The sequence below is a fragment of the Parabacteroides sp. FAFU027 genome, assembly GCF_022808675.1.
Lineage (GTDB): Bacteria > Bacteroidota > Bacteroidia > Bacteroidales > UBA7332 > CAXXIC01.
In genome coordinates this window covers 140,447-166,385 of record NZ_JAKZKV010000004.1, presented here as the reverse complement: position 1 = coordinate 166,385, position 25,939 = coordinate 140,447, and the positions used below count along the sequence as shown (strand labels likewise).

The 25,939-nt window shown below is 41.7% G+C and carries 19 protein-coding genes; 7 read left to right on the top strand and 12 right to left on the bottom strand.

The features are described 5' to 3' along the window. Positions 1-51: 51 nt before the first annotated feature. The 5 genes from MLE17_RS08075 to MLE17_RS08055 all read right to left on the bottom strand — a co-directional run bounded on the left by MLE17_RS08075 (position 52) and on the right by MLE17_RS08055 (position 11,816). The gene (locus MLE17_RS08075) at positions 52-2,538 is read right to left on the bottom strand and encodes a GH32 C-terminal domain-containing protein (RefSeq protein WP_243348246.1); all 2,487 of its coding nucleotides are present in this window, start codon (positions 2,536-2,538) and stop codon (positions 52-54) included. A gap of 97 nt (positions 2,539-2,635) precedes the next feature. Continuing rightward, positions 2,636-4,033 carry a DUF4960 domain-containing protein gene (locus MLE17_RS08070; protein ID WP_243348245.1) on the bottom strand — a complete coding sequence of 466 codons (1,398 nt, stop codon included), beginning with the start codon at positions 4,031-4,033 and terminating at the stop codon, positions 2,636-2,638. A gap of 80 nt (positions 4,034-4,113) precedes the next feature. Next, positions 4,114-5,751, bottom strand: a complete 1,638-nt coding sequence (locus tag MLE17_RS08065; RefSeq protein ID WP_243348244.1) for a RagB/SusD family nutrient uptake outer membrane protein — start codon at positions 5,749-5,751, stop codon at positions 4,114-4,116. A gap of 94 nt (positions 5,752-5,845) precedes the next feature. Further along, complete coding sequence (locus tag MLE17_RS08060; protein ID WP_243348243.1) at positions 5,846-8,827, bottom strand: SusC/RagA family TonB-linked outer membrane protein; 2,982 nt, start codon at positions 8,825-8,827, stop codon at positions 5,846-5,848. A gap of 1,207 nt (positions 8,828-10,034) precedes the next feature. Further along, positions 10,035-11,816 (bottom strand): glycoside hydrolase family 13 protein, encoded by a 1,782-nt coding sequence (locus tag MLE17_RS08055; RefSeq protein ID WP_243348242.1) that lies wholly within the window; start codon positions 11,814-11,816, stop codon positions 10,035-10,037. Between the two features lie 347 nt (positions 11,817-12,163). Here MLE17_RS08055 and MLE17_RS08050 point away from each other — a divergent pair, with 347 nt between their 5' ends. After that, positions 12,164-12,961, top strand: a complete 798-nt coding sequence (locus tag MLE17_RS08050; RefSeq protein ID WP_243348241.1) for an inositol monophosphatase family protein — start codon at positions 12,164-12,166, stop codon at positions 12,959-12,961. A gap of 82 nt (positions 12,962-13,043) precedes the next feature. On the opposite strand, the gene MLE17_RS08045 is transcribed toward MLE17_RS08050, so the two are convergent. The 3 genes from MLE17_RS08045 to MLE17_RS08035 form a co-directional block, all read right to left on the bottom strand. Next, positions 13,044-13,556 (bottom strand): FMN-binding protein, encoded by a 513-nt coding sequence (locus MLE17_RS08045; protein ID WP_243348240.1) that lies wholly within the window; start codon positions 13,554-13,556, stop codon positions 13,044-13,046. A gap of 221 nt (positions 13,557-13,777) precedes the next feature. Then, a complete protein-coding gene (locus MLE17_RS08040) occupies positions 13,778-14,752 on the bottom strand; it encodes a pectinesterase family protein (RefSeq protein WP_243348239.1) in 975 nt (324 codons plus the stop codon). A 117-nt stretch (positions 14,753-14,869) separates the two neighbouring features. Then, on the bottom strand, positions 14,870-15,835 hold the full coding sequence (locus tag MLE17_RS08035; RefSeq protein WP_243348238.1) for a pectinesterase family protein: 966 nt from the start codon (positions 15,833-15,835) through the stop codon (positions 14,870-14,872). 251 nt (positions 15,836-16,086) lie between these two features. Here MLE17_RS08035 and radC point away from each other — a divergent pair, with 251 nt between their 5' ends. From radC to MLE17_RS08015, 4 genes are all read left to right on the top strand, one after another. Beyond that, positions 16,087-16,779 (top strand): RadC family protein, encoded by a 693-nt coding sequence (gene radC, locus MLE17_RS08030; RefSeq protein ID WP_243348417.1) that lies wholly within the window; start codon positions 16,087-16,089, stop codon positions 16,777-16,779. 222 nt (positions 16,780-17,001) lie between these two features. After that, positions 17,002-17,319, top strand: coding sequence for a metal-sulfur cluster assembly factor (locus tag MLE17_RS08025; protein ID WP_243348416.1), 318 nt, complete (start codon positions 17,002-17,004; stop codon positions 17,317-17,319). Positions 17,320-17,399: 80 nt separating this feature from the next. Beyond that, on the top strand, positions 17,400-18,143 hold the full coding sequence (locus MLE17_RS08020; RefSeq protein WP_243348237.1) for a UDP-2,3-diacylglucosamine diphosphatase: 744 nt from the start codon (positions 17,400-17,402) through the stop codon (positions 18,141-18,143). A 216-nt stretch (positions 18,144-18,359) separates the two neighbouring features. Continuing rightward, positions 18,360-20,210 carry a carbon starvation protein A gene (locus MLE17_RS08015; RefSeq protein ID WP_243348236.1) on the top strand — a complete coding sequence of 617 codons (1,851 nt, stop codon included), beginning with the start codon at positions 18,360-18,362 and terminating at the stop codon, positions 20,208-20,210. A 260-nt stretch (positions 20,211-20,470) separates the two neighbouring features. On the opposite strand, the gene MLE17_RS08010 is transcribed toward MLE17_RS08015, so the two are convergent. Next, positions 20,471-21,589 carry a potassium channel family protein gene (locus tag MLE17_RS08010; RefSeq protein ID WP_243348235.1) on the bottom strand — a complete coding sequence of 373 codons (1,119 nt, stop codon included), beginning with the start codon at positions 21,587-21,589 and terminating at the stop codon, positions 20,471-20,473. Between the two features lie 230 nt (positions 21,590-21,819). Between MLE17_RS08010 and MLE17_RS08005 the strand changes: the two genes are divergently transcribed. Continuing rightward, complete coding sequence (locus tag MLE17_RS08005) at positions 21,820-22,689, top strand: hypothetical protein (protein ID WP_243348234.1); 870 nt, start codon at positions 21,820-21,822, stop codon at positions 22,687-22,689. Positions 22,690-22,845: 156 nt separating this feature from the next. Continuing rightward, positions 22,846-23,673 (top strand): DUF4846 domain-containing protein, encoded by an 828-nt coding sequence (locus MLE17_RS08000; protein ID WP_243348233.1) that lies wholly within the window; start codon positions 22,846-22,848, stop codon positions 23,671-23,673. Positions 23,674-23,789: 116 nt separating this feature from the next. Here the strand turns inward: MLE17_RS08000 and MLE17_RS07995 are convergent, their stop codons facing one another. The 3 genes from MLE17_RS07995 to MLE17_RS07985 all read right to left on the bottom strand — a co-directional run bounded on the left by MLE17_RS07995 (position 23,790) and on the right by MLE17_RS07985 (position 25,937). Next, positions 23,790-24,272, bottom strand: coding sequence for a superoxide dismutase, Ni (locus tag MLE17_RS07995; protein WP_243348232.1), 483 nt, complete (start codon positions 24,270-24,272; stop codon positions 23,790-23,792). A gap of 222 nt (positions 24,273-24,494) precedes the next feature. Further along, complete coding sequence (locus tag MLE17_RS07990; RefSeq protein WP_243348231.1) at positions 24,495-25,631, bottom strand: glutathionylspermidine synthase family protein; 1,137 nt, start codon at positions 25,629-25,631, stop codon at positions 24,495-24,497. A 9-nt stretch (positions 25,632-25,640) separates the two neighbouring features. After that, positions 25,641-25,937: a hypothetical protein gene (locus tag MLE17_RS07985; protein ID WP_243348230.1), complete on the bottom strand. Its 297-nt coding sequence runs from the start codon at positions 25,935-25,937 to the stop codon at positions 25,641-25,643. Between the last annotated feature and the right edge of the window lie 2 nt (positions 25,938-25,939).

Below are 25,939 nucleotides of genomic sequence, written 5' to 3'. Positions count from 1 at the left end.
TACACGTAAGTATGTAAACTAATTTTGCAAATCCGAATTTATTATTTCTGGTTAAGCGCTAATAATCTTTTTGACTGCCGAAAAGTTGTGACCTGACACTTTTACAAGATAAACCTGTTTTTCAGGTAATCTTATTTCGCCCGAAGTTTCTTCCCCAATATCTTTGACAGCAACAATTCTTCCTAAAAGATCATTCACCGAGATGATGGAATGAGAAGGAATATTTCTGTAAATAAGCGTTTCCCTATTCACATAGATTATAAAATTGTCTTGCGAAACAGTTACCACTGCGTTTGGGTTACTCAGTGTCGGATTCAATTTCCAGGCTTCCACCAATACTGCTTTTGTTGAGCCACCGTCTGAAAAGACTTCAACTTGTTCGGCATTTGTGTCAGTAGGAAAAACTCTCAACGAAAAGGCATATTTCTTATTCACGAATATGTCCATAACAGAATGATCTACGAAAATCTGTAAAGTAAGCGTATCACCCTGTGCCATCTGCTGAGGTAAAGTACTCTCATAAAGTCCATTGAATACACCTGCATCATTTGACAAACGGGCAATCGACTGTGCATCTACAGTGATTTTATTGGTTGATGGAGTGTAATATATAGCTATGCCATTTGAGCCCGATTTCCTAACATTAAATCCAAAACGTGTTGCCGATGAAACAATGAATGTCGATTTAATTTCTAAGGATTTCCCTGCTACGCTTGGCATGGCAATGGTTCCGCTAACCTCTGTATCTGTCAATTGAAATGCAGATGTCATATCACGCATCTTCTCTAATCCGGAATACGGTTTTTGTATGAGAAAATTATCATTACTCAACGACCATTCGCGAGGTAAACTATAGAGATGAGCCCATCCAAGCTGCAAATTATTTTGTGAAGGCAATTTGTCGGGAACAATTCCGATTGCAATCATTTTTCCATCTTTATGCGTCACAGATGGTGATAACAGACCATAACCGTCCCGTCCCATTGTTCCTAATTCGACTTCCTTAGGCACATTCGAAATCGGATTAAAAGTCCCGTCACTATTGATTGTCCCTACCCAGTAAAGCGTCTCCACTCCATTTATACCTCCTAAAACAGTTGACATAAAAATCCACTTCCCATTTCCCATTGGTTCAATAAGAGGCATTTCCCAAAAAGTACCATAATCGGTACTGATGGATTGGTAAAAAATAGTCCCATCATTGCTCCAGCTTTTGGTCAACTGATTGTACTTTTGTAGCGTAGCAGCACCTTTTCCATTCTTCGATGTACCGACAATCATATAGAATTCATTATTCGATTTGAATACATACGGATCGCGGAAGTCATCACTCAATCCGGCGGGCTTATTAGGAACCAAAGGGTTTAGAACATCTTTTGTCCATGCAATCAAATCATTATCAGACGGAATAGCTCTATCAATACTTGCTTTCGCATAATCCACACCTGTATAGAAAATATTAGGTTTGCCATCGGTCAGCACATTATCAGTAAAGACACAACCTGACCACGTTCCTTTTTGGTCGTATGTTTCGGCAGGAGCTATCGCGATTTTTTCTTCTCTCCAGTTTATCAGGTCATCACTGCTAATGTGTCCCCAATGCAAACGCCCCATATATGGTCCATTGGCATTTTTCTGAAAAAAAAGATGGTACTTATTGTTGTAGAAAACCAATCCATGAGGTTCGTTTGTCCAGTTTGTGGCAGGCTGCCCATGAAACGAGGGTCTTTGGATATCATTTGAATGTCGTGACTTCGGAATTGAAAGATCAGCTGTATTTTCGGGAACGTGATAACCAATTTCCGTGGGGGCTAAAACACTCGAATATATTTTCATATTATCAACGATACCGTTAATGGTGTTGGTTCGAAAAATACCGGCTCTGTCGTCTGTAAAAGATTTTCCTATCATAAAAGTGTTTTCGCCCACATTGATTTGGCTGGCTGAGAAAGAGGTTCTGCCAACTAATTCTCCATTGTTGTATAAAAGAATCTGATGGTCAGCAATACTGACTGTCGCTGTTAAATGCCCCCATTGGTATTTGGGCAGTTTAAGGTAATTATCATAACAGGTATATTTCGTGCCGCTTAGGTAAACTTCAAAACCATAACGACCTGTATTATTCAACGTAAAAGCAAAACCGGTTTTAAGATCTTCTCTCATATTGCCGGCTATGTATGTTGCAGTACTGGTCTGCACATCGGTGTTCATCATCGGATAAGTTTCCATAGCACACCACAGTGAAAAAGAAAGTGATTGATTGTTTAATGCCGCAGCATTAATTTCGGCTGTTACAATAGTGGAGTACCCATCAAATCGAACAGCATTACCTTCTGCACCCAAAACAGATTCGGGAGCAAGATTTGAAGAAACGACAAACGTTTTATTGGCAATAATTTCCTGAATTGAATTTCCAGATAGTTCCATTGGGAAAAGAGCTACCGGAGTCGTTGCGTTTGCAGAAACAGTTACCATTGCGGCAATTAACTGCAAAAAAGCAAAAATGCATCCGTATTGAGTAAACTGTATCTTTTTCATTTTGTGTTTATAAGAAGGTTGGTATTTATTCTTTTTGTTTCAGGAAACAACTCTCTTTTTATTTGAGAGTTGTTTCCGAAAACAAGAAATAATCAGGTTACTTTAGAATATCAATCGCATTTTTAGTCAGCTTTTCGATATTCGACTGATATAGATTTACGTTGGTATTCTGATTCCATTCGTATGCAGCAACACCTATACAGATACATTTCCCTTTATATGAAACCGTAGGATGGAAATATACTATACCTGCGCAACAGAAGTCAGTAACATGTCCCCAGGTAGCCATTACAGTTGCATTGTTTTCTGTTTCAAATGCTTTAACTACGTTTGGTCCGGCAGCAGGAATACTATATCCATAAGAGTTCAAATCCCACATCGAGTTATGGTCCTCACGTTGGCCCGGACCTATTAATGGGAAAGTTGGTCCTGAATTCGGGAAGAAATCTGCTGATGAAGTCATGCCAGCAAAAAGAGGATCACTGTTATGATTATAGATACCACCAATGTTTGCATTAATAGTCCAGGTGTCCGTTCCTATACCACCGCCTCCGGCACCGATAATACCCGGTTTCCTACTACAACGTCCCAGATCACTGATGTACTGTGTCGCATGTGTAGTGAGTAATAAATTACCGCCAGTCACATAATAGTTCATGATTTTCGACAAAACAGTACTATTTTCAAAATCCTGAGGAACAGTTCCTGTACCTACTCTGTCAATGGCAATCCATACAACACTATAATCATTCAGATTTACGGATCCGTCTTTTATACTATTCAAAGAAACAACTTCTCCAGTTGAATAATTATTCAAGAACCAATTTGCAGCCGCAACTTCATCGTCATCGCCCTGAGATCTTAAAGAGGCAATATCATTATAAGTAGTTACAAATGCGAACTTCAAACTGTTTACTGTTGCATATTCATAATGTGAAGCTGCTGCCGCAGTTTTAGTTCTGAGGCCAAAGGTGAATTTCTTATCCCCGGCAGTGTTTAAAACCCGATAAGTTGTCGCTGTAGAAGCTAAAGGTACTACGACATCATTATAGGTGAGCTCTAAGCTTGTAGCTGTATTTATTTGAGGCAACGTCCAACTTAAAACAATATCATTGCCATCCCGCATCCCTGAGAAATTAGTTACAGGATTTGGTCCCTGAATAGTGATATGAGTTGTAACTCCTTCAGACACGCGACCATCTACCGTTTTAATCTTTACAGTAATTGCATGTTCAATATTTACTTTCGGATTTACAAAGGTGTACTCCGTTGGATTATTCAGGACTGTGTATTCCTGACCATCGTAGTTCAACACGACACTATAATCGCCCGCCTCTGCTGGCGCAGTCCAGGTCACTTTGATATTATTATTCTGATTGACAGTCTGTACATCTACAGGCAATGCCACAGGCATTGCTTTTTCTTCATATTGAACTTTCTCACAGGCGAATAGAGCGAGGAGAAAAAAGACGAATAGAAAATTAAGCTTTTTCATCGTATATAGTTTTTTAGATTTTCATCTAACCGGAAAACGACAACTAAATCGGTGTACGTTTTCCGGTTAGTTAGATATATTTACTGATATAAACCTCCTGAATTTTCAACCTCATCTTTTGGAACAGGCAGATAAATCTCATCTGATGTAAAATTACCAGTACTTAAATATGGACGTTTGGACTTTTCCTGTGAGATATAAGTATTCATCACTTCTGGAGCTACCCCCCAACGTACAAGATCAAACCAACGGTGTCCTTCCATAGCCAATTCCAATCGGCGTTCCATTCGCAAAGCTTTGCGGGCATAGGCCTGATCCCAGCCAGCAGCTGGATAATCCTCAACTTTGTAGTTTGCTTTTGTCACATCTATATCCCGTGGAGTGTAGAATTTATCAATGCTTCGTTTTGCTTTTTCACGAACCTGATTGATTAACCCGCGAGCTGTTTCAAGATTTCCTCCACTTTCAATTAAAGCTTCAGCTTTCCAAAGCAAAACTTCAGCATAACGGATCAAATTATAGTTTAATGCATTTGCCCCCCATGGAAATCCTTTTACCATATCAGAAGAAGTAGGATCAATCAGGCCTTTTTTACAAGAACCTGCACCATAGGTTTCCAGGTCACGACACCATTTTTCATTTACAATATTACCTCTGAATGGAAATCCGATTCGTTCCATTGTAAAATCAAGTCTTGGATCTACATTTCCTGTGTAACTTGCATTTACATCCACGGAGTTGAAATTATCCAAATATGGAAGGCCATTTGCATCTGTGCGGAATGCGTTTCTCAGGTTCTGGCTACCAATAAAGAAATCATCGCCATTGCCAAACAAATTCCCGTCGGAATAGGTCGTATTCAACAAATTACCCCAGTTGATATGTGCCGCATTATTGTCTGTAGAAAACTGAATAGCAAAAACAGACTCTTTCTTATTGTTATACGCAAGCTTCGACATATCTAAGTAATTATCGTACAAAGCATATTTATTGGAACCTATAACCACATCTGCCCATGTTATTGCTTCAGCATACTTCTTGCGCTCTATGGACAACTTACACAGGTAAGCGGCAGCAGCATACTTATTCAGGCGACCTGCCTGAGTTTGCGTTTCGGCAATATTGTCATACCCGAATTTCAGATCATCATAGATCTTATCGTAAATCTGCTCTCTGGTAAGTTCATCATATCGTGCATTGATCGCATTTGTATTCTCATCTATGTAAGGAATACGATCGAAAATACGAATCAAGTCAAAATAGAAGTGGCCACGTATCAGTCTGAGTTCCCCTAAAAGCTCCGCCTTATTTTCAGGATTGATAGAGTTAATGGTTCTAATCGTCTGGTTAACACGCGCTATTCCATAGAAATTATTTCTCCACTTATTCAGGCCAACTGGATTATCATTGGTTATATTAGATAATTCCAGCTGAGTAAGATAAGCCTCCATTGTAACGCCACCTCCACCTTTATAAGCATCATCGGAACGAACATCGAATACCCAGTTTGAAACCGGACCGGAAAATGATTCGTTATTGCCGAAAAAATGCCCTTCTAATCCGGCATACGCCGATGACATTAACCCTTCAATACTATTGGCATCCATTTGAGCAGTGGAGAATTGACCATAAGGTTCTTTGTCCAACATATCAGAACACGATGAGAATAACATCGCCCCGACAAACAAAGGATAGATGAATTTATGAATTGTTTTCATTTGTAATAAATTTAATTCGCAATAAATCAAAAGGATACACCTTCCAATATCGCTGATTATATTAAATATTCTTCAAAAGACTCGTTAGTTAGAATTAGAACTTCAGATTAACTCCTACAATGAATGTGCGGGGTATCGGATAAGGTGCTGAATCAATTCCAGAGCTAGGCAAAGATGGCTCAAGTCCTGAATAATTTGAAATAGTAAATACATTATCCACTTGACCATATAACTGAACTGATGCCAATCCTAGTTTACTAACCATTGCTTTCGATTTCAAATCATAAGCCAACCTAAGATTTCTCATTTTCAAATAAGATCCATCCTCTATGAAATAACTAGACATTCTGGTTTCATTATTATTATCCAACATAGTGAGTGCCGGAATTGAGGCATTAGCATTTTGTGGTGTCCATGCGTTGAGAATAGCTGTACCTCTATTGGTGTATTTATCACCATAAGTCATAAATTCCAACTGACGTTTGGTAGTGTTATAAATATCGAATCCCAAATCGCTATTAAAGAAGCAGCTTAATGTAAAGTTTTTGTACATGAAGTTCAGATTCAATCCCAGAGAAAGATCTGGATTAGGATCACCAATAACTGTTTGATCATTTGCATCAATCACTCCATTATGATCTAAATCTCTGTAAATCATACGACCGACACCTTTACCTTGTTGGGTGGCATGATTCAATACTTCATCCTGAGTTTTGAAAATACCATCAGCAACATAGCCATAGAAGACACCAAGAGGTTTTCCAACAATATTTCTCTTATCACCTCCGGTTTGGGTTACTAATGAATTCAATCGCACCAATTCGTTTTTGTATTTTGATACATTGAAAGTCCCATTCCACGAAAAATCACCGTATTTCTTACTGTTATATTCAGCCACGAACTCAAAACCACGGTTTTTCATATCACCGGTATTCATCCACATAGCTGCATTTTCACCCATTACAGACAATACTGGTGGTATGGTAAGCATATCCTTTGTATTCTTAGTGTAATAATCGAAGCTGATTGTCAGAGCATTATTCAAGAATGCTGCATCAAGTCCGACGTTGGTTTGGGTGGTTGTCTCCCATTTCAGGTTCGGATTGCCTGAAGTCAGAATTTTGATACCGGCTACACTATTTGTCCCAGTTCCATTCAAATCGTATGCAGCATTGCCTGTGTCGTATCCATAAGAACTGTAAGTTGCATAATTACCGATTTCAGAGTTTCCGGTTTGTCCCCAACCGGCACGAAGTTTCAGGTAACTCAAGCCATCCATTTTGGGAAAGAATGACTCCTCTGTCATACGCCAGGCCCCTGAAAATGCAGGAAAAATACCTGAGTTATTGGATTTATTCAATCGAGAGCTGGCATCACGGCGTAATGTTCCAGACAATAAATATTTATTGGCAAAATTGTAATCAGCTTTTCCAAACAATGAGAATAATGCCCATTCAGCCTTACTTCCACCATTGTTTTTATCACTACTTCCGGCATCTAACACCATATAATTAGCGTCTTCAAACGTAAAGTTGCGACGAAAAGCGCTCAGGTTTGAGTACATATACGAGATTGCTTCTGTTCCTGCTAATACATTCAAATCATGTTTGCCAGATTTGAGACTATAATTTGCAGTATTTGTCCAGGTGTAAGTATCTCCTTGTCCATAAGCAACTGAAAGGCTATTCACATCCGAAGATTCCATTTTACGGGAAAGTGTATTATTCAAATACTGAATATGCTCAACACCCAGATTTGATTTAAGTGTCAGGTTTTTCACCGGCTGCACTTCTAAATAAGCATTTCCAATAATTCTCCAACTGTCATTTTGATTATCACGACTGTTATAAAGTGCTTTTACCGGGTTACCGATATCAGAGCTTGCTAATTGCATCGAGCTGGTAAAATTGCCATCAATATCCCTCACAGGTATTGCTGGATTGGCACGCATTGCAGTATAAGGAATACCGCGGTCATCCTGAGTAGAAGCCCCCAGGTCTTTCCAATTGGCAACCATCAGGTTTTCTCCCACTTTCACATTTTTAGAAAGGATGTAGTTTGAGTTAAGACGGGCTGAATATCTTTTGAAGAATGTGTAATCCAGTAATCCTTTTTGATCAGTATAGTTCAGAGAAAACATCATATTACCTTTATCCGAACCGTTTGAGATGACAGCCGAATATTTATTGAACATCGCCGGACGATATACTTCATTTTGCCAGTTTGTATTACTGAAAGGCACTTTTTTATTGGCATCTAAAAATGCAACCGGTACCGGAGAGGCACCATTGCCATAAAATAAATTGCTTGGTGCTGTTCCGTCATTTTTATTTGCCTGCCAGAACACCTGACCCCACTGAGTGGAATTGAGTACATCAAATTGTTTAGCAACGGTTTGCACACCGGCATTTATATCAAGTTCTACTGAAATTTTCTTTCCTTTGCCTGATTTTGTAGTAACAATGATTACACCATTGGCTGCACGTGCTCCATAGATAGATGCTGATGATGCATCTTTCAAAACCTGGATGGACTCAATATCATTTGAGTTTATAGAATTCAGATTCTCAGTAGTTGGGACTCCGTCAATAATATACAATGGATTAGTATTGTTTACAGTACCCATACCCCGAATACGAATTGATGTGTTTCCTCCACCAGGTGCTCCATCGGTATTGATTTGAACACCGGCTACACGACCTTGTAAAGCCTGAGCCGCATTGGCAAATGGTGCATCTTTTACTTCATCAACTTTTACAACCGAAACAGCACCGGTCAAATCAGCTTTCTTCTGTGAGGTATAACCGGTTACAACTACTTGTTCAAGCAACTTAGTATCCGGTGCAAGCAATACATTTATAATTGACTTACCTGCAATTTTTACTTCCGTAGGTTTCATTCCTACCATTGAAAAAACCAAAGTTGCATCCTTGTCCTTGACCGAAATAGAATACTTTCCGTCAACATTGGTAATTGAACCATTGGTAGTTCCCTTTACCATTACCGTTACACCGATTAGCTTTTCACCGTCTTCAGACGAAGTTACTACACCGGTAACCGTTTTTGTTTGTGCCATTATCGCAACACTAAAGCTGCAAAAAAGGGCTAACAAACTCAACTTTCGCAATACACTGCGTTGAAATTTGTTTTTGACATTCATGATTTTGTAGATTTAAAATTTAGACTCTCAATTTTAGTTGCTTTCATTTTTGATTCTTTGATTTCAATTTCATGGTAACATTCATTTTAATAGAGATAGAATAGAATTAAGTAAGCATTTCTCATTTCGCATCAAATTATAGAGCATAGCTCCTGTTGGTTAGTATAATCTTTTTGTACCCGCTCCAGAAAGTCAGTAATGGGCTTGATGGAATAACTCTTTATATTTGAATTCTCCGAGTTACGGTTCAATTCGATGATTTGAATTCTGATTGCGATCCTTTCAGTCAGTGATTGGGATTTTTGCAATCTGGCTATGAGTTTATCAATCGTTTTCATAATTGTAATGGTATTAGGTTGTACTTTTCAGTTTATGTTTTTCTTCTTGGTATTATCCTGTTATCGTTTCTACAGAACAAAGCTACTATTGAACTGAATTTTGATAGATAACAGATGTTTCACAAGCATGTAATTATGTTACAACCCCTATGATTTAACAGTCAAATGAACAGAAAGGGAATATGGGAGTATTGAAAGAAGGGAATCTCATCATTAATAACAAATCTGATCGTATTTAAGACTCATTGCTTCCAGATTTCAACTCCACGAAAGGATCCTGGATTAGATGAGTCTGGAATAACAAACTTCCTTATATGCATTAATGATTAAACCCTTGGAAGGGAATGCCTCAATGAACATAGCCAATAAGAATCAATACTCGTTTCACCTTGAATAGTTATTTGATTAATAAATCGGGGGAATTCGATGAAACAAAAGTATATGCAATGTCTTTTTCGATATATAACAGATGTTTCATATGCGTGTAATAGGGTTACATCCGTGAATAAAAAACAACAATCAGCTTTAAATCAAGGGATTCATTGCAAAAACACGATATTATAAACTTAAAGAACAGTAACCGAAATGACAGGTGCATTTCTCGATTAGAATAATAAAATCCTTGTTTTTGCCTATAACAGATGTTTCAGGAAGCATCAATAATGTTACATACCAGAGTTATCACCAATAAAAAACACCCCAAAAGCTCTGTTAAACTTTTGGGGTGCAGTACAGAGAAATCAGGGTTCTCTCTGTTTTGACTTTATATGTTACTATAATATGATTTATTTCATCCGCACAACCACCGCCTGATAAGGCGCCAGTTTTACCTGTTTGCCATTTGTTTCGATGTTTGGGTAATTATTGATCAACACAGAAGCCGGATTCAGTTTTTTGCCCAAAGCAAAATCTGCTTTTTTAGCAGAGAAATTCAAAAGGATCAGAAACTGTTCATTATCCAGCGTACGAGTGTAAGCATATATCTGAGGATTCTCAGGGATTAATAGTTTGTAAGCACCATAGACCAGTACCGGATTATCCTTCCTCAGCCGGACCATTTTCCTGAAATAATTCAAAACCGAATTTGCATCCTTTTCCTCTGCCGCAACATTCACCGTATGATAATTCGTATTTACCTTAATCCAGGGAGTACCCGATGTGAAACCGGCATTCTGAGAAGCATCCCATTGGAAAGGAGTACGGCTATTGTCCCGTGCCGATATTTTCTGAGCATCAAGAAACTCTTTCAGATCGCCCCCGTTATTCTTAATCTGTTGGTACATACTGATGGATTCGATATCGCGGTAATCCTCAATCTGATCAAATTTGATATTATTCATTCCCAGTTCATCCCCGAAGTAATAATAAGGAGTGGCACGCATCGTCATCAGGAAGGTGGTCAGCATTTTGGAAGATAACTCCCGGTATTGGGGCGAATCATTCCCCCAACGGGTAACCATACGTGGTTGATCATGATTTCCCAGATAAATAGTCCCCCACCCTTTGTGGGAAAATACGCTGTCCCATTTGGAGTAGATCTTTTTGAATTCCGTCAGCTTATATCCGTTGGGATCCATCACTTTGAATTTGTCCGGTAAATACCCCAGGCTAACCCCTTCGAAATGATAGAGCATATTCAGCTCATTGCGCTCTTCATCCACAAAGTCATGAGCCGTTTTGACCGTAACACCGGCACCCTCGGCTACCGTCATGCAATTGTATTTACTCAACACCTCCCGGTTCATCTCTTTCAGGTAATCGTGAAGCCCGGGGCCGGAACCCATATATTGGCTCCAGTCGCCGTTGTATTTTTCCTGCAACTCTTTTTGTGTAATAACCGGAAAGGCAGTATCCTTCGCTATAAAAGGAATAACGTCCATGCGGAAACCATCCACACCTTTGTCAAACCAGAATTTCATCATATCGAAAATCTCTTTCCTCAGTTTGGGATTTTCCCAGTTCAGATCTGGCTGTTTATAGCTGAAATAGTGCAGGTAATAAGCATTGGTCAATGAATCGTAACGCCATCCGCTACCATCTACCTCAAAGGCACCGGGACGAAATGCAGGTTTGCCTTTCTCTGCCGGCCACCAGTGATAATAATCCCGGTACGGATTGGTACGCGAACTCCGGCTTTGCTTAAACCACTCGTGTTCGTCACTGCTGTGATTGACCACCAGATCCAGTACAAGTTTGATTCCCCGCTCATGCATCCCCCGTAGCAACTGATCGAAATCAGCCATTGTTCCGAACTCACGCATAATATCCCGGTAGTTGCTGATGTCGTAACCGTTATCGGCATTCGGTGAGGCAAAAACCGGATTCAACCAAACGACATCAATCCCCAGGCTTTTGATATAATCCAGCTTTTCTACGATTCCCCGTAAATCGCCAACTCCGTCCCCGTTACTGTCTTTAAAACTGCGGGGATAAACCTGGTAAACGACTGCCTCTTTCCACCATTTGCGGTCGGGGGGTGATGAGGGATTTGGTTTATTGGCTGAGAAAGCCTGCTCTCCGGATAAAGTCAGGATGGACAGCAAAATCAAAAGGAGTGAGTTCTTCATGTGTAATTGTGTAAAATGGTATGATACATAGAAAACACTGCAAGAACGAATATTCCTCTGTACTGTGAAATTTTATTCTGACGAGATTTAAGATTGGAGGGATAAAATAAAGATGGCATAGACCGCAAGCCTCACCTCCGACAAAGATCTTCATACTTTATCAACAACTGAGATAATTATCTTTGCATTCGCAATTCAAAAACGGATTTTCTGTGATACAATGTCGAAAGGAGTGATGCTAATAGTCTCTCAATTGGATATAAACGACAGAAGAGCTATCTTTGATTAAACGTTTTACAAACTAGAAATTCAAAGAAAACAAAGCAAATAAACTCAAGAAATACACAATGACCAATTTAAAAGAAATAACCCTGGAAGTCTGCAAGATAGCGAGACAGGCCGGAGAATATCAGAAAAAGGAAAGATTAGACTTTTCGTTTGACAGCGTAGAGCAAAAGAACAGTCACGATTATGTCTCCTATGTGGATAAGAGTTCGGAAAAGCTCATCGTAGCAGCGCTGAAGGATTTAGTGCCTGAAGCAGGATTTGTAACCGAAGAGGAGACCGTCACCTACAACGATGAAGAGTATTGCTGGGTCATTGACCCGCTAGACGGTACGACCAACTATATCCATGACAATGCACCTTATTGCGTATCAATTGCTCTGCGCAGAAGAGATGAGGTGATGATCGGTGTGGTCTATGAGGTTTGCCGGGACGAATGCTTCTATGCCTGGAAAGAGGGGGGCGCCTATCTCGATGGTAAACCCATCTCTGTGGCCAAAACGAACCAAATCGACCATGCCATGATTTGCATTGAGCTCCCCTACGACTTTAATAAATACAGCGCGACCGCCCTTCATCTGATCAGCCACTTTTACGGTTACGCCGGTGCGATCCGGATGAACGGTTCGGCGGCTACGGCACTCTGCTATGTCGCGGCAGGACGCTTTGACGGTTGGCTCGAGATGTATATCGGGAAATGGGATTTTATGGCGGGTGTACTAATTATTACGGAAGCGGGAGGTACTGTGACCGATTTCCACGGCAGTGCGCATTATCTGGACGGAAACAACATTGTGGCATCCAATGGAACGATTCATGAGGAACTGCTGCGGGCTATCGGGGAGAAGATGCCAGAGTAAGACTCTGTTTACAAAATGATAAGCTAGCTTAAAAGACGATACAGTCATCCCGTAATTTGAAGTGGGATGACTGTATGTAGTTTTACTTCGGCAACACCTTAACGGCATTTTTCAACAGGAAATCGACATTCTTCGCCACGGCGGTCGCGGTAAAAGTAGCGCCGGTATGTGCATCCACCTGTACTTTTGAAGCCTCTTTCAGTTTCTTGCCCACCCACAGATTGAAAAATCCCAGATTCTCAAGCTTTGTTACAAATCGTGGAGTTTCCCAATTGGAAAGAATGGCTGTTTTCTTAATCATCCATTTCTTATCGGTGATTACCATGACAGGCGTTACATCATTATACCCCTTTATATCCTGACAAAAAGAGCTGCTGGTCATCGCAAATCCCAATGTCTTGTCTTTGGCATCCACAATTTTAAACCAGAAGTCGTTTACCTTATCCACCTTTGCAGCATCGGGATAAATACTCTGCACAATGTCTTTGTTTGACACCTGGTGCAACACCGGATTTTTATCTTTCCCCCTGTGGGGTGCTTCCTGTGCCACCGCAACCTGAACGATGAACAACAAGGCTAATACTTTCTTATACATAAAATGGATTTTGTAACAGACCATTTTGATTGGAGAAAGGAGGTTGGGTTTAATTCGCTTAGTTATTTTAAGAAATACGTTCTTTCTTCAAAAGGAAACAAAAAACCGATTCACGCCCCAACCTGGCAAATGAATCGGTTTCCTCTTTTACTTGCTTAATCAAATCCAGCAAGCGGCATGAAGCCGCTGCCCGGTGTGCGTTGCATGCATTCAGCAGGTTATTACTTCGTCCACTCCCCTACCTTCGGTTCCACTGGTAAAATGGGGGCCAGTATATTCTCCATTGTATATTTTGATGCCTCTTTTTTTGAGAGCTGGTGAGTCCAGGGCAAACGTTGTGCTGCATTTGTACCGGGACCTTTGCTTTCAAATTCGGCAAAGTAAGCGGTCTTATCGCGGTTTGTTTTGTCCCAGTTAACCCAACCTGCCGGAGCGATGTGGGAGCCGAGTTCGCAACGGATATAGACCACTTTGGCATAATCGCGCCAGGGACGTCCCAGAAAAGCTTTCTTCACGCCCTCTTTGGCGATGATTTTACAGTCACGGAAAACAAATCCGAACGGTTTGCCTTGCGTGGTGCTGGCAGCCGTCACATAAGAGTCCGATTTATTGCAGAGCGTACAACGGTCAAACAATGCAGTAGCTGCACCGAAGATAAAATCGGTAGTCCCCTCGATGTAGCAGTCCGCATAATACTGGCGGCTGTATTGTCCCGCCGCATAAAGTGTATCCTGATTACCGAGGATGCGGCAATTGCGGAAGACGCAACGGTCTCCTTCAACGTGCAGGGCAACGGCTTGTCCAACCGGACCGGAAGAATTCTCAATAGTCAGGTTCTCGGCATGAAAATCATCAGCCTCCACCATCAGCGTGAAGGTATAGAAGGTGCTGTTGCGACCGCGTTTGATTTTATCGAAATGATCATCGTAAGTAATGATGGTTTTTTCGGCGCTTTCTCCAATCAGGGAGAGGTGATTGTTGCAATCGGCCACTCTCACTTTCTCTTTATAGGTACCGTTTTTGATGAAAATGGTGATTGGCTTGTCGGGAAAGGCTTTGGCGGCATCAATAGCGTCCTGCACTTTGGTAAAATTACCACTACCGTCCTGTGCGACTACGAAATCGTATTTTTGTTCTGCTTTGGCTGTAAATAAGAGGGTTAATAGCAGACTGAGGAATAATGTTATTCTCTTCATTTTGGGGGTATTTTTTATTTGGCACACGGATGACACGGATGCTATGCAACACGGATTTTCACAGATTATCCTTTTCCGTGATCATCCTTCAAATCCGCGTCATCCGTGTGCATATAATTACTGATTTTCGGGATTCCAGTCACCAAACATGTTCGCTTTAGTAAATTTCTCCGCCTCTTTGTAGGTTAATTGTTTTGACCAGGATACACGATTCTTTAAATTGGCTCCTTCTCCGGTATTTTTGTACTCGGCGAAGAAGGTAGTCTGTTCATTTTCCACTTTCCCCCAGTTATCCCAGCCCTTCGGATTAATCACTTTACCGATGAAACATTCGCGGAAGAGTACCTGCGCATAAGGTCGCCACGGTCTGCCCAGACAGAAGGAGCCATCGGGCGCATCGCCTTCGATGGAGCAATTCTGGAAAACGAATCCATAAGCATATCCCTGTGGTGTGGAAGCGGCAGTGACGTAACCGGAGGTTTTACAGATGATACTGCACTCTTCAAAGAAACAGGAGGAAAAGCCGAAGATGAAATCGACTGTTCCCTCTATGTAGCAGTTTTTGTAATACTGACGGCTCTTCTCTCCGTGCGGGTAAAGGGTATCCTGAAAACCGAGGAAGCGGCAGTTGCGGAAAGTCACCTTATCGCCATCAATGCGAACTGCTACAGCCTGTCCGACCGGACCGGAAGAGTTCTCGAATGTGATGTTCTCCGCACTGAATCCGTCGCCATAGACAAAGAACGATGACGAACCGGAAGTCCCGATGTTTTCACCAAAACGGTTTTTCTTCGAAGCATAGTCGTCGTAAGTGATTTTGGTGGTCAATGCACAATCCCCAATAAAGGAGACATTGGTTTTATTGGCCGGCAAGGTGAGTTTTTCCTTGTAAGTACCCGGTTTGATGTGGATACGGGTGCGGTTAGTGCGCATATCAGGCACAGCATTGATGGCTGCCTGAATGGTGGTAAAGTCGCCGCTTCCATCCTGAGCAACAACGAAATCATATTTTTCTTCGGCATGGGCTGCAACAAGAATACTCATCCATGCGAACAGAATCACAAGTAAACGGTGTCGTTTCATCGTGTTTAGTTTTGTGGTTAATCGGTTTAATACTGAATATATAATGCAAAACAATCACTTTTTCCTTTTATATTCATCCAAATATTGACATTTATGGTGGAAATTCTGACAAACAGGGCTTTTACCACATTTTGGGAAAGAATGCACACACTCTTTTCTCCATTTTCCTCATTACGACGACCGGATATTAAAACATTTCCCTATTTTTGTTAACCAGATATTTCCATCCGTCTTTAACCATTAACCGGACAATGATTATGGAAAAGCTTTCGATTAAAGAGTGGGCGCTCGAAGACCGTCCCCGCGAAAAGATGATGCAAAAAGGAATCGGTGCACTGACTGATGCCGAGTTACTGGCCATCCTGATAGGATCCGGAAATCAAAATGAAACGGCCGTTGCCCTTTGCCGGAAGATTCTGGCCGATGCGGATAACAACCTCAACCATTTGGGAAAATACACGCTCGATAATCTCACGCAATTTAAAGGTATAGGAGAAGCCAAAGCGATTACGATCATGGCCGCGATGGAGTTGGGGAAGCGACGGAAGTTGTCTGAAGTAATCCAACGCGATCAGATAACCGGCAGCCAGTCTGTTTATGACATATTCCATCCGATGTTATGTGATATCCCGCATGAGGAATTCTGGGTATTACTGTTGAATCAGGCTAATCGTGTCATTAATAAGGTCAAGATCAGTCAGGGCGGTGTGGCAGCCACTTCGGTAGATGTCAAACTGATTCTGAAATCAGCATTACTCGCTCTTTCACCCGCTATAATACTCTGCCACAATCATCCATCGGGTAATCGACAGCCCAGTGGAGCCGATGATAACCTTACACGTAAGATTGTAACCGCTTCCCGCGAAATGGATATCCGCGTACTGGATCATTTGATCGTTTGCGACGGGCATTATTACAGTTATGCGGATGAAGGGAAGATCTGAATTTGCAGATTTGAGAATGAGAGGATTGTTTTACCACAGAGATAACGGAGAAAGGCACGGAGAACCACAGAGATATGATAATTCCTCTCTGTGGTTCTCTGTGTAAAACTCTGTATCACTCTGTGGTAAAGGAAAAAATCACTATTTTTGTCAACCAATTAAAGCGTTGTTATGTTGATAGTTCACGAACAACGTAAAACCACTAACGTAGAATCAATCAATATGGAAAATAAATTTCTGCTAATGGAAGAGAGGATCATCAAAATGCTCAAGACGGTCTTCGATCCTGAAATCCCTGTCAATGTCTATGACCTCGGTCTGATTTATAAAGTCGATATCGACGATGAAAAGAATGTACGCATCGAAATGACGCTTACCGCCCCCAACTGTCCGGCTGCCGACTTCATCGTAGAAGATGTGCGCATGAAAGTGGAAAGTGTGGAAGATGTGAAAAGCGTGGATGTCGAAATTGTTTTTGAACCGGAATGGAGCAAAGACATGATGAGTGATGAGGCTAAACTGGACCTCGGATTTTTATAATAGTCTGAACGCGAAGACGCAAAGACGCTAAGTATTTATGCTTCGTGTCTTTGCGTTTTTGCGTTTTATATTTCCCCTAAATGAAAAAAATATACTTTGCTTCTGACACCCACTTCGGCTCCCGCACGTTTGATGATCCTTTAGAGAATGAACGACGGTTTGTACGCTGGCTCGACAGCATCAAACACGATGCATCAGCAGTCTATCTGGTGGGTGACATGATCGATTTCTGGTACGAATTCAAATATGTGGTTCCGAAGGGTTTTACCCGCTTCCTGGGCAAACTCGGAGAGCTGACCGACTCAGGCATTGAGGTGCATTGGTTTATCGGAAACCATGACATCTGGATTTTTGACTATATCGGAAAAGAAACCGGTGCAATTATCCATCGCGAACCCCTCTCCTGTAATCTCCTCGGGAAGTCGTTTTACATTGCACACGGTGACGGACTGGGTGATAATTCCCTTGGCTTTAAATTTATCCGCGGCATATTCCACAATAAGATCCTGCAAAAGATGTTTACCTGGATACACCCGCGCTGGACGATACCTTTCGGCCTCAACTGGTCAAAACACAGCCGCAAAACGGGTGACGATTACGCCGGATACCAGGGTGAGGAGAAAGAGCATCTGGTGTTGTATGCCAAAGAATTTCTCCAGACGAATCAGGCTGATTTCCTCGTCTTCGGACACCGCCACATCATGCTCGACCTGATGCTGGCTCAACGTAGCCGCATCATTATCCTGGGCGACTGGATCAAATATTTCTCCTTCGCGGTTTTTGACGGGGAATATATGTGGCTGGATCAGTTTGAAACCGAATAGATGGAACACGGATGAATATATAGCACATAGATGACACAGATTTAAACTGATCTACACAGATAAGAAAATAATCAGTGTAAATCTGTGTTGCTTGCATCTGCGTCATCTGTGTGCTTTTCTTATCTTCCTTTTTGTGTAACCTGTAATTATTAAATCTAAAGAGACGCGATGGATCATTAGACGCGATGGACCACGTCTCTTCTATGTTATTATGCCATGAATGCAATGCCTTTGATTCTCGGTGCGATATTGATCTTTATTATTGCCTACCGATTCTATTTCAGCTTCGTTGCCGCAAAGGTGGCAACCATCAACGATGAAAGATTAACTCCTGCCCACTCGCATTTTGACGGACACAACTTTGTCCCGACCAGTAAATGGGTGCTTTTCGGGCATCACTTCGCCGCGATAGCGGGTGCAGGGCCTTTAGTCGGTCCCGTATTGGCTGCGCAATTCGGTTACTTCCCCGGTTTTCTGTGGATGCTCGTCGGCTCCATCTTTGCAGGGGCTATCCACGACTATATTATCCTTTTTGCCTCCATCCGGTACGACGGGCAATCGCTCGCAGTGATCGCAAGACGTGAAATCAACAAAGTGAGCGGCGGTACTGCCTCATTGGCCATCTTTTTGATACTGGTGATAGCCATGGCCGGACTGGGATTGGTCGTGGTGAACGCATTGGCAGAGAGTTCGTGGGGTACATTTACCATTGCCTCAACCATTCCCATCGCTTTGTTCATGGGGATCTGGATGTTTAAATTCCGGAAAGGGAAAACAGCCGAAGCTACGGTGATGGGGGTGATTCTATTGACCCTTGCCGTGGTTTACGGACGGTATATCCCCGATTCACCCCTCGCTTCGTGGTTTTCATTTGACCATAAGACATTGACTATTCTTATTGCGATATACGGATTTGCGGCTTCGGTACTTCCGGTGTGGCTGTTACTCTCGCCGCGCGACTACCTGAGTTCCATTATGAAGATTGCGGTAATTGCGATGCTGGCTATCGGCGTTGTAATTGTAGCTCCGACCATGCATATGCCTGCTTTCACGGAATTTATACACGGTGGCGGCCCCATTATTCCGGGTACGCTGTTTCCATACCTCTTTATCACGATTGCCTGCGGGGCTATCTCGGGTTTTCACGCGCTGGTGAGTTCGGGTACGACGCCGAAGATGCTGATGAAGGAGTCTCACATCAAAAGTATTGCCGTTGGCTCCATGCTGGTGGAAGGTACCGTGAGTATTCTGGCTCTGATTGCAGCCTCCAGCCTGTTGCCTTATGACTATTTCGCGATAAACATTCCTGCCGAGAAGTTTGCAGCTTTTTTACCCAAGTTACAGGCGATGGGATTCACCGATTCGAACCTGAATCAGCTTTCGGCGGAAGTGGGAGAAAAGATTGCCGGACGTACCGGTGGTGCGGTCTCATTGGGAGTCGGTATGGCTCAGATTTTCTCGTCTATCCCGGGACTAAACGGGTTGATGTCCTATTGGTACCACTTCGCCATCATGTTTGAAGCGCTTTTCATCCTCACTACGATTGATGCGGGCACACGTATCGGTCGTTTCGTGATACAGGAGATGCTAGGCAAGGTTTATAAGCCGTTTCAGCAAAGCAATTGGCTGCCGGGCAACCTGATTGCGAGTGCTATTATGGTTTTTAGCTGGGGCTACTTCATTTATACGGGCAGTGTGGCGACTATATGGCCAATGTTTGGTACGGCTAACCAGTTGCTGGCTTCGATAGCGCTGGCGGTGGGTACTTCTTTTATCATCAACCGCGGATTGCTCCGATATGCCTGGATTACAATGGTGCCGTTCATCTTTGTGGGCTTCACGACTCTTTATGCCGGGGTAACAAATATCTTTAATATCTATATTCCCCAGATTTCGGACGATGCCAAGTGGGTGCAGGGCTCGATCAACCTGGCGTTGACGTTGTTGATTATGGCTTGCGCGTTTACAGTGTTCTTTTATGCAGTGAAGCAGTGGATTGGAGCGTATCGGGAAAGAAAAGAGACCCCTTCCGCCCTACCCGATGGGGAGGAGATAGAGATGGTGTAGGATTTGAGTCCGATATTTATGCTTTGCGGGAAAGTGCTGATAAGTATTTTCCCGGATTATATGTGTTTATAGGATGTATTTATAACGCGTCAAGCGGCCTGAAGCCGCTGATCGCTGGCGCTCCACACCGGGCAGCGGTTTTATACCGCTTACCGGATTGTCTATTCTCGGTAAAAACATGAATTACTTGCTTACAAACAAATAACCCGACTTATTCAAAATAGGAATTGAGTCGGGTTATTTGTTTTATGTTATGCCTCTCACGCTTTCGCAAGTGAAGACAACAGATGTATCTGTTCATCCTTACCAAAGACCAGTAAGCGGTCACCCAGGTGAATGACGTCGTTGGCTTTGGGGTTTACCTGAAGATTTTCCGAAGATGTATAGGAGCCAATCACGACGAGGTTGGTGCGGGAAGGGATGTTGGCCTCGCGATAGGTCTTACCGATCAGGTCACTTCCTTCATGTATCTCTACCAGCTTAAATTTATATCCACGCATCTCTTCTTTATTATCGGCAAACTCCACAAAACTGAAGAAATCTGTCGTAGTGGTGGCGATAGAGACAATGCGCTCCGATGCAAGTTCAATCTGTGAGATGATAAAGTCAGCACCCGCCTTTTTAAATTTCGGGGTGGAACTGGCATCCTCCACACGGGTAATTACTTTGATGATGGGGTTTAAATCCTTGGCGCTGAGCGTTACGAAAAGGTTTTCCGCATCGGTATTCAGTACAGAGATCAGGATTTTTGCCCGCTCGATGCCGGCATGTACCAATATTTCATCGTTGGTGGCATCGCCATCGATATGCAGGAGGTTTTCGTGAAAAACTTCTTTTAGTTTTTCATTCCGTTCTGCGTTGCTTTCGATCAAAACGACTTTCTGGCCTTTATGCAAAAGGTCATCCATTACTTTTTTTCCCGTTTTACCGTAACCGCAAATGATGTAATGATCTTTGAGATTTGCCAGTGCCTTGTCCATTCTCTTTAGCTTTAAAACATTTAATAATTCTCCTTCCATGAAAAAAGCAGACAACCGCCCCAAGGCGTATAAGCCCACTGTAAAACCCGATACGATCAGTAATATGGTAAATATCCGCCCCTGATCGGACAACGGATGCACTTCGCCATAGCCGATGGTGGCAAATGTGATCACCATCATATACAGAGAATCGAGCGGGGAATAACCTTCGATGATGATGTAGCCGAAGAAACCGATAATCACAATACCCACCAGAGCTGCTATCGGGACAAAAAAACGACGGCGGATCATAGCGTTCGCATTGATCTCGCCTGACATCCTGTGACGCTTATAGATCGGAATAATGTGATTTTCAACAATATTCCATAAGCGTTGATACCAGTCTTTCTTGTTTTTCATGTATTCTACCTGATTTTCTATTCTGTGTGATTCTTCAAAATTATAAATAAATTAGATTCCTATCGTATCCCGTTTGGATAAATATCAAACTTAGGGAATACAATTGAGTTTGTTTTGGTTTCACTAAACATAATTGCAAAGAAGAGTCGCTCATTATTTTGAGTTTATCTTCCTCACATATAATTAACACAAATATCATTTTATATTCATTTTACCACTACCTTAGCTGTGTGAAAATTAATACAATCAATTCAAAATACCCGGAAATCACAAAAGACAGGGAGCGAAAGCCGAAAAGCCCACGAGTAGACAATTACAACCAATTCAATATAAAACATTTACTAAAATTCTTTGTGTTATTATTTGTATTAAGCGTAACGATTGTTAGTTGTGAAAAGAATGAACCTTCTGCAAGTTCAAATACAAACAGTAGTTTATCCAATAATCTTTTGAGCGGAAAGATTGATTCCTTTATCAGTGGAAGTGTAGATAGTGTATTAGCTTATCTAAAACTGGGCAATAAAGACACAACGCATTTCGGATACGAAACTATTGCTTCAGATGGAAGTTTTTCAATAAAAACGACGATAACACCAGCATCATCTGGCCTTGTTCGGTTCTATGATATGTTTGATGAAGATTTTACCGGCTCTATTAGTGATACAAACACCTATGTAAGTAAATACTCAATGGAATTTTATGCGTCTAGAAACGGAGTAACTTGCGGAGAAATCCTAAAAACAAACTACAATTCATTTGAAAAAGAGGATTCGACTGGTGCTTCTATGTCTGTATTTGTTTATTCTGATCGGGAATTAAAAGTATCAGGAAAAGAGATCCACTCATACAATGAAGGCAAAGCATATAGCGAGACTTATACTGCTAATTATGATTTTATCCTAAAAAAAGGATGGAATGAATTAGTTATGAAAAGAGTTTATTATAATCAATCTGCAACCGGTAGTGTTAAAACTGAAACAAGCCTTACCAGCAACATCACCAGTGATTTAAAATGGAGATTCTTCCCAGATAATCTAAGGAGCGCCAGCATTGAATCATATGCGCACAATATGAATCCGCTTTTTGGATTTATAAAGTAATAAGCCGCAGATTCTGAAATAGATTATCTCTTATCACTATATACTTGACAGGTTTTGAAAACCTGTCAGGTATAATAAATAGCCAGCAGAAAATCAATCTAATGATGGAAATCTCCATTTGAAAGACAATTATCTATTATATAACCAGCTAACTTAATGAAGTATCCCTTCAGACTCCTATATTTTTCATTATTGACTCTCATTTGCTGTGCTCAATCTACAAAACAAAAGGAGAATTCGAGAATCAATAAAGACGGATGCCAGTTGAACACCCGGTTCCAGTTACCCAAAGGATTTGCGCGAGTACCGGTAAAAGATAACTCCTTTGCTGATTATCTTCGTCATTTACCTTTAAAACCTTTCGGAGCAAAAGTTTGCTATTACAACGGGGCGATCAAAGAGAACGAGGTATATGATGCGGTCGTTGATATGAATATCGGTCATCAGGATTTACAACAATGTGCTGATGCAGTCATTCGCTTAAGAGGTGAGTATCTATTTCAACAAAAGCGTTTCGATGAGATATCGTTTACATTGACAAATGGTTTTGAGGTTGATTATCCCCATTGGATGAAAGGCTATCGTGTAAAAGTAACCGGAAATAAGACCTCCTGGCAAAAAACGGCTCAACCGTCAAATACCTATAAAGAGTTCCGCAAATACCTTGACTTCGTGTTCATGTATGCAGGAACATTATCTTTATCAAAAAGCCTCCACAGTAAAAGCATTAGGGAAATAAAGATTGGGGATGTGTTTATCAAAGGAGGTTCTCCCGGTCATGCGGTAATTGTGGTAGATATGGCAGAAAATAAGACAGGAGAGAAGATATTTATGCTGGCACAGAGTTATATGCCTGCACAAGAGACCCAAATATTGAAGAACCCGGACAATGCCCAACTAAGTCCGTGGTATAGTGCCGACATTTCCGGTGATTTGGAAACCCCGGAATGGATATTTAAAACCAATCAGCTAAAGACGTGGTAGATTTCACCATTATCAAAAAAGCCGCAACGCGTAAAGTTACTTACCCGTTGCGGCTTTTTTGTCCTAACAATTATAGTTGTTACTATTTCAAAAAGGACGTTATTCTAATTAGACCCTCATTTATGGTCATGGTCATAATTCTCGCCCAGATATAACTTGGCAAAATCCTCCGTGACCGCTTTCATCTTCTCCACAAAACCAAGATCAGTGGTCTGTTTGGCTTTCATAGCATACACGCAGAGTTGGTGTAACAACCGGAGCATTTCGGCATTCTTCTTTTGCAGTGTGGGATCATCGGTCAAAGCTATACGCTGAGTCATGAAATACTGCGTCGCCACTTCCTGTATCTTATTCGCATGCTCATCCTTATTATTTACCCAACGGACAATTTGGTTGTAATTCAGCGGAGTGGCTTTTGATAGCTCCACGATTTGGTTCATGCTCTTTTCGATGGTGGAAATGTCCTCCCTAATCATGTCAATACGCATTTTATCATTGTAAATACCGCAGGGAATTTCGCAATGTGCCATCACCCGAATGGGATTCAACACCAACAAAAACATTGATAATGAAAACAGTGCAATGAGTCTTTTCTTCATAGTGTTATTTTTTTGAGGTTCTCTTTCAGAACAAATCCCTATTTTGAAAAGTTCAGACATGTGCTTCTAAAAGCAGGCAAGGCGAATATCCGAATATTTGAATTGATGAAAGAAGCCGGAGGCAGGTTATATCGGGGAAGAAGAAAGTATAAAAAAGCAATGATGACTATGTACAGGTATGACCTCATACATAATCATCATTTTAGGTATAGGAAAAGATGTTTAAGATATAATATGCGGCACAAAACGGCTCAGATTATCGGTAATCAGGGATTTACTTTCCCGGATACCTACCCCGGCGGGCTCGCAACCGATTACCCAGGAACCAACCACCGTATAATTGTATTCAAACTCCGGCAACGGATTGTATTGCTGGAATATATATCCCTCTTCACCATAATTACCATAAGTCTGCGCCAGTACCTGCTGCATCTTCACGATGGTAACGTTCTCTCCCTCTCTGGAATAGATCGGCTTCTTTACGAAATCGTATTTGAACGGTGTTGATTCGAAGTATGCCGGTAAGAGATTGGGATGATCGGGAAACAATTTCCACAGGATCGGTAAAATAGCCTTGCTCGAAAGCAATATTTTCCAGGCCGGTTCTATCCAGATTGTTTTGGTCGCCGATGTAAGGATGTGTTTTCCAAATTCCTCGTTGATCAACCATTCCCACGGGTAGAGTTTAAAAAGATTAGGAATAGGGCGACATTCCATATCAACAAAACTTTGTGTTTCCGAGTCCCAACCGATATCCTCCAGGTAAATAAACTCCGTTTCCAGTCCCGCCTGAATGGCGCAATCCCGCAGATACTCCACGGTAGTGAGGTCTTCTTCATTATCCTTCAGACAACAGAAATATAACGGGCCTTTGTGAAGATAATCCTTGAGGTATTTCCAGTACGCTATGAGTTTTTCGTGAATGGAATTGAACTGATCGGCTCCGCGCTGTATATCTTCGAGCCAAAACCACTGCACTACTGATGCTTCAAACAACGAAGTGGGCGTATCCGCATTAAACTCCAGCATTTTCGGAGGATTTACGCCATCGTAAGCGAAATCAAAGCGTCCGTATATGGATGGCAGATCATCGTTCCACGACTGCTCGATTAGCGGAATGTACTGTTCGGGAATATGAAACAAAGAGTAGAGCTTGTGATCAATCACGTGCTGCACGGCATCCAGACAACGATCGAAGAGCTCCTGCGTAGCCTGTTCCAACACCTCTACCTGCGACATATTAAAGGAATAGTAGGCGGTTTCGTCCCAATAGACATCCCCCATGGAGTGAAATCCAAAACCAATCTCCTCCACACGTTTTTTCCAGTCGTCGCGGGTCTTACATTTTATTCGTCTCATATCATCGTATTAACTTCCTACCCTGAAACCGGAATATCCGAATCCACCACGGGATACACTTCCGCTGGTTGCTTTCCCTGAAATACTTCCGGATTCGTATCCGGCATGACTATATCCGCTTCCACCAAAATAACCATAAGGATAGAAATGAACATAATGTCCGGTATGCCCACGTTGTGAAGCGGTGTATTGACTGGTACTATCTCCACGCACAAATAAGCGCTTTGCAGGCTCTGCTTTCTGGTGATTACAGGATGAAGTAATGCCTGCCACCAATACTAATTCTATTATTGAGCTTTTTTTCATCT